This is a genomic window from Pseudomonas sp. RP-B7 (assembly GCF_059803535.1).
The window spans coordinates 1-12776 of sequence record NZ_JAPFHC010000041.1; the positions used below are offsets into that span (position 1 = coordinate 1).

At 60.2% G+C, this 12776-nt stretch carries 13 protein-coding genes; 11 read left to right on the forward strand and 2 right to left on the reverse strand.

From position 1 onward, the window contains the following. The first annotated feature begins 116 nt into the window (after positions 1-116). The 3 genes from phaZ to OPU96_RS25900 all read left to right on the forward strand — a co-directional run bounded on the left by phaZ (position 117) and on the right by OPU96_RS25900 (position 3378). Entirely contained in the window at positions 117-962 is an 846-nt protein-coding gene (gene phaZ, locus OPU96_RS25890) for a poly(3-hydroxyalkanoate) depolymerase (protein ID WP_017738853.1), read from the forward strand. An 88-nt stretch (positions 963-1050) separates the two neighbouring features. Beyond that, a complete protein-coding gene (gene phaC / locus OPU96_RS25895; RefSeq protein WP_305391914.1) occupies positions 1051-2733 on the forward strand; it encodes a class II poly(R)-hydroxyalkanoic acid synthase in 1683 nt (560 codons plus the stop codon). A 27-nt stretch (positions 2734-2760) separates the two neighbouring features. After that, the gene (locus OPU96_RS25900) at positions 2761-3378 is read left to right on the forward strand and encodes a TetR/AcrR family transcriptional regulator (protein ID WP_192298353.1); all 618 of its coding nucleotides are present in this window, start codon (positions 2761-2763) and stop codon (positions 3376-3378) included. Between the two features lie 41 nt (positions 3379-3419). Here the strand turns inward: OPU96_RS25900 and OPU96_RS25905 are convergent, their stop codons facing one another. After that, on the reverse strand, positions 3420-4115 hold the full coding sequence (locus tag OPU96_RS25905; protein ID WP_226455532.1) for a response regulator transcription factor: 696 nt from the start codon (positions 4113-4115) through the stop codon (positions 3420-3422). A gap of 308 nt (positions 4116-4423) precedes the next feature. Between OPU96_RS25905 and OPU96_RS25910 the strand changes: the two genes are divergently transcribed. The 8 genes from OPU96_RS25910 to OPU96_RS25945 all read left to right on the forward strand — a co-directional run bounded on the left by OPU96_RS25910 (position 4424) and on the right by OPU96_RS25945 (position 11772). Further along, positions 4424-5002, forward strand: coding sequence for a fimbrial protein (locus OPU96_RS25910; protein WP_192298354.1), 579 nt, complete (start codon positions 4424-4426; stop codon positions 5000-5002). Positions 5003-5093: 91 nt separating this feature from the next. Continuing rightward, positions 5094-5870, forward strand: coding sequence for a fimbrial biogenesis chaperone (locus OPU96_RS25915; RefSeq protein ID WP_226455531.1), 777 nt, complete (start codon positions 5094-5096; stop codon positions 5868-5870). 8 nt (positions 5871-5878) lie between these two features. Then, on the forward strand, positions 5879-6646 hold the full coding sequence (locus OPU96_RS25920) for a fimbrial biogenesis chaperone (RefSeq protein WP_370694877.1): 768 nt from the start codon (positions 5879-5881) through the stop codon (positions 6644-6646). Positions 6647-6769: 123 nt separating this feature from the next. Then, positions 6770-9337 (forward strand): fimbria/pilus outer membrane usher protein, encoded by a 2568-nt coding sequence (locus OPU96_RS25925; protein ID WP_305391913.1) that lies wholly within the window; start codon positions 6770-6772, stop codon positions 9335-9337. A gap of 64 nt (positions 9338-9401) precedes the next feature. After that, positions 9402-10340: a fimbrial protein gene (locus OPU96_RS25930; protein WP_226455529.1), complete on the forward strand. Its 939-nt coding sequence runs from the start codon at positions 9402-9404 to the stop codon at positions 10338-10340. A gap of 15 nt (positions 10341-10355) precedes the next feature. Continuing rightward, positions 10356-10871 carry a fimbrial protein gene (locus tag OPU96_RS25935; RefSeq protein WP_498559950.1) on the forward strand — a complete coding sequence of 172 codons (516 nt, stop codon included), beginning with the start codon at positions 10356-10358 and terminating at the stop codon, positions 10869-10871. Positions 10872-11001: 130 nt separating this feature from the next. After that, complete coding sequence (locus tag OPU96_RS25940; protein WP_329959605.1) at positions 11002-11226, forward strand: tudor domain-containing protein; 225 nt, start codon at positions 11002-11004, stop codon at positions 11224-11226. A 15-nt stretch (positions 11227-11241) separates the two neighbouring features. Next, on the forward strand, positions 11242-11772 hold the full coding sequence (locus OPU96_RS25945) for a fimbrial protein (protein WP_226455527.1): 531 nt from the start codon (positions 11242-11244) through the stop codon (positions 11770-11772). Positions 11773-11855: 83 nt separating this feature from the next. Here the strand turns inward: OPU96_RS25945 and OPU96_RS25950 are convergent, their stop codons facing one another. After that, positions 11856-12773, reverse strand: coding sequence for a phasin family protein (locus tag OPU96_RS25950; RefSeq protein WP_226455526.1), 918 nt, complete (start codon positions 12771-12773; stop codon positions 11856-11858). Positions 12774-12776: the final 3 nt, after the last annotated feature.

Consider the following 12776-nt stretch of genomic DNA (forward strand, 5'->3'; position numbering starts at 1 on the left):
GCTCGCGAATGCGGTGTGTCAGTCAGCACATCTGATACTGATGCACCGCATTCGCGAGCAAGCCCGCTCCCACATTCAGACTGCATTCCGGCAGTAACACTTCACAGGGCTTGAGCATGCCGCAACCGTTCATCTTCCGTACCATCGACCTGGATGGCCAGACCATCCGCACGGCGGTGCGCCCGGGCAAGCCTCACTTGACGCCGCTGCTGATCTTCAATGGCATCGGTGCCAACCTTGAGTTGGTGTTTCCGTTCGTCCAGGCCCTGGACCCAGACCTCGAAGTGATCGCCTTCGATGTGCCAGGAGTGGGCGGTTCGTCGACGCCCAAGCGACCGTACCGGTTTCCCGGCCTGGCCAAGCTCACCGCGCGCATGCTCGATTACCTCGACTACGGCCAGGTCAGCGTGGTGGGCGTGTCCTGGGGCGGCGCGCTGGCACAGCAATTTGCCTACGACTACCCGGAGCGCTGCAAGAAGCTGATCCTGGCGGCCACGGCGGCAGGCGCGGTGATGGTGCCGGGCAAACCGAAGGTGTTATGGCTGATGGCCAGCCCGCGCCGGTATATCCAGCCGTCCCACGTGGTGCGCATTGCGCCGATGATTTATGGCGGCTCGTTCCGCCGCGATTCAAAACTCGCCGCCGAACATGCGAGCAAAGTGCGCTCGGCCGGCAAGCTCGGTTACTACTGGCAATTGTTCGCCGGGCTGGGCTGGACCAGCATCCACTGGCTGCACAAGATCCGCCAGCCGACCCTGGTGCTGGCGGGGGACGACGACCCGCTGATCCCGCTGATCAACATGCGCATGCTCGCCTGGCGCATTCCCAACGCACAGCTGCACATCATCGATGACGGCCACCTGTTCCTGATCACCCGGGCCGAAGCCGTGGCGCCGATCATCATGAAGTTTCTTGAAGAGGAGCGCATGCGTGCGGTGATTCATCCACGCCCGGCGGTGTAAGGACACACCGCCGCGCAACTTGCCAGGAACCGACTAAGGTTCTGAATTGGCGTGCCCGTTTGATGGCTTGACGAAGGAGTGTTGGCTCATGCGAGAAAGACCCGTGACAGACCCGGCGCCCACCCCGGCCGCGTTTATCAATGCGCAAAATGCGATCACCGGCCTCAGGGGGCGGGACTTGCTCTCGACCCTGCGCAGCGTGGCCGCCCACGGTTTGCGCAACCCGGTGCACACCGCCCGGCATGCCTGGGCGTTGAGCGGGCAACTGGGCCGCGTTTTGCTGGGCGAAACCATGCATGAGCCCAACCCCAAAGACAGCCGCTTCAGCGATCCCACCTGGAAACTCAACCCCTTCTACCGCCGCAGTCTGCAGGCCTACTTGAGCTGGCAGAAACAGACCCGTCACTGGATCGACGACCTCTCCCTGAGCGCCGATGACCGCGCCCGCGCGCACTTCGTCTTTTCCCTGCTCAACGATGCGGTCTCCCCCTCCAACACCCTGCTCAACCCGCTGGCCATCAAGGAGCTGCTCAACTCCGGTGGCAACAGCGTGGTGCGCGGCGTGACCAACCTGTTCGAAGACCTGCTGCACAACAACGGCCTGCCGCGCCAGGTCAGCAAGCAAGCGTTCGAGGTCGGCAAGACAGTGGCCACCACCCCCGGCGCGGTGGTGTTTCGCAACGAGCTGCTGGAGCTGATCCAGTACAAGCCCATGAGCGAAAAGCAGTACGCCAAGCCGCTGCTGATCGTGCCGCCGCAAATCAACAAGTACTACATCTTCGACCTGAGCCCGGCCAACAGCTTTGTGCAGTACGCCCTGAAAAACAGCCTGCAGACGTTTATGGTCAGCTGGCGCAACCCGGATGTGCGGCATCGCGAATGGGGCCTGTCCACCTACGTCGCCGCGCTGGAAGAAGCGCTCAACGTATGCCGCGCGATCACCGGCGCCCGCGAGGTCAACCTGATGGGCGCCTGCGCCGGCGGCCTGACCATCGCCGCGCTGCAAGGCCACCTGCAAGCCAAGCGCCAGCTGCGGCGCGTCTCCAGCGCCAGCTACCTGGTGAGCCTGCTCGACAGCCAGATCGACAGCCCCGCGACCTTGTTTGTCGACGAGCAGACCCTGGAAGCGGCCAAGCGCCGCTCCTACCAGCAAGGCGTGCTAGATGGCCGCGACATGGCCAAGGTGTTTGCCTGGATGCGTCCCAACGACCTGATCTGGAATTACTGGATCAACAACTACCTGCTGGGCAAGGAACCGCCGGCCTTCGACATCCTGTACTGGAACAACGACAACACGCGCCTGCCCGCCGCGCTGCATGGCGACTTGCTGGACTTTTTCAAGCACAACCCGCTGAGCCATTCCGGTGGCCTTGAGGTGTGCGGCACGCCGATCGATTTGCAGAAGGTCACGGTGGACAGCTTCAGCGTGGCCGGGATCAACGACCACATCACGCCGTGGGATGCGGTGTATCGCTCCACCCAGCTGTTGGGCGGCGAGCGGCGCTTCGTGCTGTCCAACAGCGGGCATATCCAGAGCATCCTCAACCCGCCGGGCAACCCCAAGGCCAACTACGTCGAAAACCCCAAGCTGAGCAGCGACCCACGCGCCTGGTACTACGACGCCAACCATGTCGACGGCAGCTGGTGGCCGCGATGGCTGGAGTGGGTCCAACAGCGCTCCGGCGTGCAACGCGAAACCCTGACCGCCCTGGGCAACCAGAATTACCCACCGATGGAGGCGGCACCTGGCACTTATGTGCGGGTGCGCTGAGCCCAACGATCAGATTAAGAAGACTGGATGAAGACCCGCGACCGTATCCTTGAATGCGCCCTGCACCTGTTCAACCAGAAGGGCGAACCGAACGTATCGACCATGGAGGTGGCCAATGAAATGGGGATCAGCCCCGGCAACCTCTACTACCACTTCCATGGCAAGGAGCCGCTGGTGCTCGGGCTGTTCGAACGATTCCAGAATGAGCTGGCGCCGTTGCTCGACCCGCCGGCGGATGCGCAGCTGGAGCCCCAGGACTACTGGCTGTTCCTGCACCTGATCGTCGAGCGCATGGCTCATTACCGGTTTCTGTTCCAGGACCTGTCAAACCTGGCCGGGCGCCTGCCAAAGCTGGCCAAGGGCATTCGCAACCTGTTGACGGCGCTCAAGCGCACCCTCGCCTCTTTGCTGGCCCGGTTGAAAGCCGGCGGGCAGTTGGTCAGTGGCACCCAGGCACTGGGCCAACTGGTGGAGCAGATCACCATGACCCTGTTGTTTTCCCTGGATTACCAACGGATTCTCGACCGAGAAGGCGAAGTACAAGTGGTTGTCTACCAGATCATGATGCTGGTCGCACCGCATCTGTTACCACCGGCGCGACAGGCGACCGAAAGATTGGCACTACAGTATGTAGATGCCCCCTAGTTAAATGCCACTAACTACAGATGCTTCTTACAAACCGCTCATTAACTGGGCTCACCAAACTGCCGAGTAAACTTGAAAAGCTCGCTATCGCTTTTGATTCCCAGCTTTCGATAGGCCGACTGTTTCTGCGTACTGATGGTACTTGCACTGCGCGAAAACTTTGCTGCAATTGAATTCACCGACATGCCATCGAGAAAGCAACGCAATACTTCCTGCTCTTTGGGCGTAAGACAAGCGTTCAAGCGAAACGGTGATGACAACTCAAGTTTGGTCTTTATGTTCTCCCCCTCAGAAATGGGTTGCATACCTTGAATGGCCGATAACATACAAGGCTGCAGGTAAATCCGCCCCTGGGCGACGGTGCGGATGGCCGCGATCAATTCAGTCATCTTCTGGGTCTTGCCCAGCACCCCCCAACTTCCAGCTTTCAAGGCCAACGAAACGCTTGCGGGGGTGTAGTGCGACGACACCACAATAGGCTTGCACTGCTTGAAACGCCGGCTTAACGCGCGGATCAGGGTCAGGCCATCAATGTCCGATGGCCCGAGGATAAAGTCCATGATCACTATGTCCGCCGGGCGCCGTGCAAGTGCCTCCAGCAACTCCCGCCCCGTCCCGAAGGAGCCGATCACATCGAAGTCGCCTTCATTGGCCAGCCCTAGTTCGATCCCCTGTCGAACCATCTCATGATCATCAAGCAACATGAGGGTATGCGTATTGGAAGAAGAAGTAGGCATCAAAAAACCCGTTAAGTGAGAACAACCAAAAACTCTCTAGCTTATAGCGAACACGGTATATCCCACCCACACCTGTGGATCAACACGGGAAAATAATAAGGACGGTTCTTTCAGGTGCGCCTTACAGTGGCGTCTTACACCGCAAAGTCAATGCAACAATTTTGATTGAATAGCGCATTTTTCGAATTATCACGAGATAAAACTCGCGACTTCTCTATAGGCAGTTTTCTTTTTCCCGCACACATTATGCCCCGCCCGCCAACTAGCAAAATGACGGGACATACTGAAAACTCATGATCGGGAATACTATGAAATTCAATACTCTGCCTACACTTGCTGCTATTGCCCTGGCCGCGGCCATCTCGCAAACCGCCCATGCCGCCAATGACGGCACCATCAACTTCAGCGGACTGGTCAACGATACAACCTGCACCATCGAAGGTTCGGCACCCGGTACGGGCGCTGTGGTCAAGGACGTCAACCTGGGCGGAGTCTCGGCTGCGCGCCTGGCGAAACCTGGCGACCGTGCCAACCTGACTGGCTTCACCATCCGCATCGGCGCACCGGGTGAAGGCAGCTGCACCAACGGCCGCACCGCAATGGTTGCGTTCGACCCCACCAGTCCGGCCATCGACGTAGCAACCGGCCGACTGAACATCGACGGCTACGACAACCCCGATGACACCGAAAACGCCAAGAACGTACAGGTGGAAGTCACCAACCGCAACGGCTCCCCAATCAACGTCTACACCGAAAAATCCGAAGGTGTGGTGATCGCCGACAACCAGGCTGTCATCCCGCTGGCCGCGCAAATGTATGCCACTGCCCCCGCTACCGAGGGTACGGTCAAGACGCGCGTAGGTTTTATGGTTGTGTACGCCGACTAAGGGGCCAGGGCCTGCGCACAAGCATGCCTTGTCTATAACGGACCTGCCTTAAACGCGCAGGTCCCTCCCCGATCCGAAGAGTTGCGAGACTATGAAAAAAATGGCCTGCCGAGTGCTTGCCACCTGTGCCTTTGGATGGTTAACGCTACAAGCGCTAACCGCCCATGCAGGCGTGATTATTTATGGCACACGTGTGATCTTTCCGGCTGAACAGCAGGAGGTCGTGGTGCGCCTGGAGAACAAGGGCGACCGTCCGGCACTGGTCCAAACCTGGCTGGATACCGGCGATGCGCGCTCGACACCCGCGACGGCGCAGACGCCCTTTACCCTCTCGCCGCCGATCTTTCGTATCGAGCCGAACCAGCAGCAAGCCCTGCGCCTGCGCTATCTGGGTGAAACAGCGCCCAACGATCGCGAAAGCCTGTACTGGCTGAATGTGCTGGAGGTGCCACCCCGCTCAGCCAATTCCGAGCAAAACAACCAGATAGAACTGGCGTTCCGGACCCGTTTGCGTGTGTTCCTGCGCCCGCCGGCACTGCCCTATCCAGTGGCCAGCGCACCATCGAAACTGCAATGGCAGCTGGTGCCTCACGAGCAGGGGTATGCCCTGCAAGCGACCAACCCGACGCCATACCATATTTCCCTGACCTCGGTTGACTTGCTGAGCGAAGGAAGACGCTTCAGCAAAGCACCCAACAAGGAAGCCAACGACAGTCTGCTGATGCCGGCCGGTGACGTGAAACGGTTTGCGCTACCGCTGCTGCGTGATCGCCCCAACGGCACACCGAAAGTGGAGTTCACCACCGTGAGCGACTTCGGCGCTCGGGTGCGCCACTCGGCCAGTCTTACTCCTTCAGTCGCCAGATGATCTCGCCCATGAAATCGATCTTTATCTCGTCTTTGTCATTCCCGTTCATGGCATGGGCATTCGCGTTGTTTGGCGCCACGTCCGTGCATGCGAGCGTGGTAATCAACAGTACACGGATCATCTATCCGCAGAACGACAAGGAAGTCACCGTCAGGCTGGAAAGCAAGAATCAGGCGCCAGTACTGATCCAGGCCTGGCTGGACAGCGGTGACGAACACTCGACTCCGGATCTGGCCGTAATTCCCTTTATCGCCACTCCCCCGATTTTTCGCATGGAGCCAGGCAAGCAACAGGTGGTGCGCCTGGCGTATACGGGCGACAACCTGGCGGCGAAGCAGGAAAGCCTGTTCTGGTTCAACCTGCTGGAGGTACCCGCACAGTCCCAGGACGCCAAGCAAGCCAATCAACTGCAGCTGGCCTTTCGCTCCCGGATCAAGCTGTTCCTGCGCCCGCCAAACCTGCCCTATGGGGTCGACGCCGCGCCGGCAAAACTGCAATGGCGCCATGAATCGACCGAGCGCGGCCAAATCCTGGAGGTCTATAACCCCACGCCTTACCACGTGACCTTCGACCAGATCGACGTGCTGGAGGCAAAGCTGCGCCATACACGCAAGGCCGCACTCTCTGGTGCCGAAAACATGGTGGCGCCTGGCGGCCGCAATCGCTTTGAACTGCCCAGCCTCAAGTCACCGCCGGGGGCTGCGACCACGGTGGAGTTCCAGACGCTTGACGACTTTGGCGTAAGGATCTCCCACAGCGCCAAGGTCTCGAAATGACCGACCTGGCCAGCCCGACACCGTAGTTCTCCAACCCCGGACACACCTGTTGGATGCCCTTTTTCCTGGGCAGGGCCTCCCCTTGCCCGAATTCGGACAGCACTTTTTTTGGAAATGGTAAACATGAGCTTGAACACGCCTGCCAGAGCAAGACACTGGTCCCCGACATGTCATCGGCTGAAGCTTACGGCGCAGAGCTTGTTGCTGCTCGGCGGAGCACACTCGATGGCCGCCCACGCGGTGGAGAATGTCGAGTTCAACCCGGCCTTCTTTCCGGATGGCACGGGTGGCCAGCAGCTCGATATTTCAAAATTCAGCCAGGGCAACGTCGTACTGCCCGGCAACTACCGCAGCGACGTCTACCTCAACGGTCAGTGGATTGGCCGCGAAACGTTGTCCTTCGTCGCGGTCGAGGGCCAGGACTCGGCACAGATGTGCCTGGAGCGTGACGCACTGCTCAGGTTCGGCATCGACCTGGACGCACCGCAAAAACAACCCATCGAGGACGGCCAGGCGCCGATTCCCGAGTTTGCCGGTTGCGAGGATATTTCAACCTACCTGCCAGGCAGTACCAGCCATTTCGACTCAGGCGAAAACCGCCTGACACTGCAGGTTCCACAGATCTACATGGCACGTACAGCACGCGGCTATGTCGACCCGAAACACTGGGACAGCGGCATCAATGCGGCCTTCGCACGCTACAACGTCAACACCTTCAATACACGCACGAACGGCCGCTCGATCAACTCCCATTACCTGGGCCTGAACTCCGGGCTCAATCTGGGTGACTGGCATTTGCGTCATAACGGCAGCTTCAGCCAGACCGACGCCGCCTCGGGTTATCAAAGCAGCAGCACCTATGTGCAACGCGAACTGAGCCCGCTGCGCTCACAAATGATGGTGGGCGAGATCTACACCCCGGGCGAGCTGTTCGACAGCGTGCGCCTGCGCGGTGCCAGCCTGTTCAGCGATGACCGGATGCTGCCGGATTCCATGACCGGCTTTGCGCCTGTGGTGCGTGGTGTCGCCGAGACCAATGCCCGCGTGACCGTGCGCCAACGTGGCGTGTTGCTGGATGAAGTCTCCGTGGCCCCCGGCCCGTTTGTGCTCAACGACCTGTTCCCCACGGGCTATGGGGGTGACCTGACTGTCACGGTCACCGAGGCCGATGGCCGCCAGCGCGAATTCATCGTGCCGTTTGCCGCCAACGCCAACCTGCTGCGTGCGGGCTACAGCCGCTATTCACTGAGCGTCGGCCTGCTGGATGAAATCGGCCTGAACCATCCACCCAAACTGATGCAGGCGACCTACCAGCACGGCCTCAACAATCTGCTGACCGGCTACACAGGGGCGGTGGTGGGTGAGGACTATCATTCGCAGTTACTGGGGACGGCCTTCAATACCCCGTTTGGCGCGCTGTCCTTCGACTTGACCAATTCGAACGCAAACCTGCCCGGCCACGGGTCCCGGGACGGGCAAAGCGTGCAGTTGCGCTACAGCAAGAACTTCACCGATTCCGGCACTCACTTTGCCCTCGGTGCCTATCGGTACTCCACGCAAGGCTTCCTGAGCATCGCCGACGCCGCGAGGGTGCGCGACCTGGCCATCGACGGGCGCAGCCTGGACAACCTGTCACGCCTGCGCGACAGAATGGATATCAGCCTCAACCAGAGCCTGGGCAACAGCTCGGTTTACCTCACCGGCTCTTCGCAGAACTACTGGAACCGCGCAAGCGGCAACCTGACCTTCACCGCAGGCTACACCGGTAGCTGGCGGGGCATGCACTACACCCTCAGCGCCCAGCGCACCAAGGACTTGCTGAGCGACAGGATCGACAAGCGAGTGGATCTGACCCTGAGCCTGCCACTGGGCAGGGATGCTCGCTCGCCGACCCTGACCACCACAGCCTTTCGCGGTAATCAAAGCAGCGGCGAACGTGTGAACCTCGGCGGCACCCTGGGTGAGCGCAACGAGTTCAGCTACGGCGTGGGCAGCAGCAGGACCCAGGGCAGTGACAACGCCCTGAGCGCCGACGTGAAATATCAGGCGAGCCATGGCGTGCTGTCCGCAGGGTATGGCCAGAGCAACAGCTACCGCGCAACGTCCCTCGGCATGACCGGCGGCATCGTCGCTCACTCGGGAGGCGTGACGTTCGCCCCGGAGCTCGGCGACACCATCGGCATCGTCCAGGCTCCCAGTGCACAGGGCGCGCGGATCAATGGCAACCACAGCGCCCAGGTCGGCAAGAGCGGTTACGCCGTGGTGCCCCACCTCACGCCTTACCGCCAGAACGTGGTGGAACTGGACCCCAAGGACTTGTCCGTGGATGTGGAGCTCAAGACCGCCGCACAAAACATCGCGCCGCGCGCCGGGTCGGTGGTGAAGTTGCAGTTCGATACGGTCAGCGGCCAGGCGCTCTTGATCACGGCGCAGCGTGAGGATGGCAGCCCGCTGCCGTTCGGTTCGGATGTGTTCGATGAGGATGGCGCCAGCGTGGGCATTGTTGGCCAGGGCGGCAAAGCGTTTGTGCGCGTTGCGAAGGATCAGGGGCTGTTGACCGTCAAGTGGGGCAGCAATGACGACGCCTCTTGCCGCCTGCAATACGGCCTGCAGAAAGACCCGGTGGGAGATGCGACACCGCGTTTACGTCATCTGAATGCTGGCACGTGCTCTGCCAACACACGTGGCTGATCCTGCGGGCGCGCACCTCGCGCCCGCGGTTCCCAATAACCTCTTCTGATTACAGGACATGAAGATGAAGTCCCCCATCCTGCTGGCTTCGACACTACTTGCGCTTGGCATGCCGATCGCCGCCCAAGCGAGGTGCGACAGGTTTCAAAATGACACGTTCACCTTGAACCTGCCCGCGAACATCACGGTCCCGGACAGCCTTCCCGTCGGAAGTGTCATCACTCGCCAAGCCTTCAGCGGTACGGCTCCCGCCTACTTTGCAAATTGCACCGTTGCCACCCCCACCGGAGTGTTTGGAAGATATTCACGCCTGCAAGACCCGGCTACCGGCGCCTACCACACCGAGGTTCCAGGCATCGGCTTGCGCATTACGATGACGTGGGCCGGCGGCGGCCCCGCCGCCTTCGCACTGTACAACCAAGGTTACCAACAGGTTTACGGGAAAATTCCCAGCTTCACCTCAGCGGAGGCCACCTTCTACAAAATCGGCCCTGTGACCAGCGGGACAGTACCGAGCGGCATGTTCTGGGAAAAGACCTGGGTTATCGCTCCAGAGCGTTTCCGTCTACAACTCGGCAGCCCTGTACGCTTTGTCAGGCCCGCAGCCACCTGCGACCTGGCAGCCGGTGACGTCAATCGCACCATCACCCTGCCCCCGATAAAAGTCGGCGACTTGAAAGACGTGGTTTCCGCAGGCGTGCACAACTTCGACCTGACCGCCACCTGCACCAACGCCTCCAATGTCACCTTTCGGTTTACCGGCACGCCCGCCCCAGGCAACAGTTTGCTGTTTGCCAATACCGGCACCGCCGGGGGCGTGGCCCTCTGGCTGTACTCGCGCATCAACGGCGTTCCCCAGACCATCAGTACCAATGGCACTCGCACGCTTGCCGTCTCGGGCAATCGCGCAGTCTTGCCGCTCAGCGCGGCTTATCACAAGAACGGCACGGTCAGCCAAGGCACGCTGGCCAGTACCACCACCGTCAACATCACTTACAACTAAAACCTGGGAGTCCCCATGAACATCCGAACCTTTCCCCTACTGCTGGCAATCACTGCAAGCCTCGCCATTCCTGCTGCCCACGCGGCCACGACAGGCACGTTACGCTTTGCCGGCCAGGTCGACGCCGGCACGTGCAACCTGGCTGCCGGCGATGAAAACCGCACCGTTACATTGCCCACGGTCAAGATTTCGGATTTTGATTCGGCCGTTTTCACGGGAGCAATGAATTTCGAGATTACGGCAGAATGCGAATCCGACATCCGCAACGTGATTTTCCTACTCACCGGTACGCCATCCGTTGACAACGGACTGCTATTCGCCAACGTCGGCACCTCGGGTGGCACGGCACTTTGGCTGAGAAGCGGAGCAACCTTCCCTGCCAATGGCTCCCCTGCCGACCGCAGCCGAACGATTGCGACAAGCGGCAACAAGGCCGTACTGCCGATGTGGGCGGCCTACCACGTAACCGGCAAGGCGATCACCCAAGGCACCCTGGATAGCACGGCAACCGTTTCCATTACTTACAACTGACCACAGCCTGGCTGCCTGGCCACCTTCATCCGGCCGGGAGGGTCGGTTACGCCTTACACCCCCCGTCCATTTCATTAACAGAACAGAAGATGAAGCGTGACCTCACTTCACCTCGGTACGAGCCCGCGACGTGCTCTTCGCCAACACCGGCAGTACGGCTGGGGTAACCCTGTGGTTCGGTTCACGCATCGATGGGGTCCAGCGAACCATCTCGCCTAGTACCGACAACGCGCGCACGGTGACCGTTTCCGGCAATCGCGCGGTCTTGCCACTCAGCGCGGTTTATCACAAGAACGGCACGGTCAGCCAAGACAGGCTGTTCAACGCCGCCACTGTCAACATCACTTACAACTAAAACCTGGGAGTACCCATGAACGTCCGACCCCTTCCCCTACTGCTGGCAATCAGTGCAAGCCTGGCCATTCCTGCTGCCCAGGCGGCCACGACAGGCACGTTACGCTTTGCCGGCCAGATCAATGCTGGAACGTGTAACCTGGCGGCCAAAGACGTGAACCGCACTATCACCCTACCAACGGTCAAAGTGTCGGATTTCGATGACATCAGCGTTATTGGAGCAACGGAATTCGACATCACCGCCGAATGCGAATCGGACATCCGGAATGTAACGTTCCTGTTTACCGGCACTCCCGATACGCTCATACCGGCGATATTTGCCAGCACGGGAACGGCGAAGGGCGTTGCCGTGCGAATAAGGGCGGGGACGCCCACTGAAAAAACGGTGATGTACGCCATGGGCATCCCCATCCAGCGCAGCCGCACAATAGCGACAGCCAGCAAACAGGCAGTCCTGAGCGTTGAGGCCGCGTACCAGAAAAACACGGCCCCCCTTGCTCAGGGAACGGTGGACAGCACTGTCACCATTTCAATCACTTATAACTGACGCACACATGGGCCGAGCGCTTGGCCACAAACAAAAAAATGCCCGGCCTCTGCAGGACGGGCATTTTTGTGTCCGTGTAGAACTCAGGACTGACTGGATGGCGTCGGGGTTGCCGGCGCTGCAGTCGGGGTTGCCGCAGGCGTCGGAGCAGACACCGAGTTGGCGGTCGAAGCGGTAGGCGCCGTGGCAGGCTTGGCCGCGACAGCTGGCTTCGGTGCGACGGGCTTTTTGGCGACCGCTGGCTTCTTGACAGCAGGCTTCGCGGCTGGCTTGGCCACTGCCGGTTTAGCGGCGGGTTTAGCAGCTGCTGGCTTGGCGGCAGGTTTGGCGGCAGCGGTTTTAGCCGCAGGTTTCGCCGCTGGCTTTGCAGCGGATTTGGCGGCGGCTTTAACAGCCACTGGCTTGGCAGCAGGTTTAGCAGCGGCCGTTTTGGCCGCTGGCTTGGCGGCGGCTTTTGGCTTGGCGGCGGCTTTTGCCGGCGCCTTGGCCACAGGCTTGGCAGCCGCTTTCACCAACGGCTTGGCGGCGGTTTTTGCAGCCGGTTTGGCAGCCGCTGTTTTAGCGGCAGGCTTGGCGGCGGCTTTCACTGGAGCCACTTTGGCGCCGGTGAGTTTTTCGATTTGCTTGGTCAGGGTATCGACCTTGCTGTGCAGCGCTTTGACTTCAGCCTTGCTCGGCACGCCCAGACGCGAAATGGCACTGTTGAGGCGCTTGTCCAGAGCCCCTTCCAGTTCGCCCCAAGTACCCAGTACTTGTTTCTTCGCATCACTGATACGCGAACCGGCAGTTGCCTTGGCGGCAGTTACTTTTTTACCAACTGCGCTATTGGCTACTTTCTCGGCCTTCTCGCCGTCTTTAACCAGAGTCTCGAAGAGTTTGCTGCCGTCACTGTCGATCTTCGAGTAAACGCCTAAACCAGCCAGCCAGATTTTGCGGGAATATTCTTCAACTTTCCCGACCCACGAGCTGCCTTCTTTCTGAGGTTTCTTTTGAACAGCCATCCC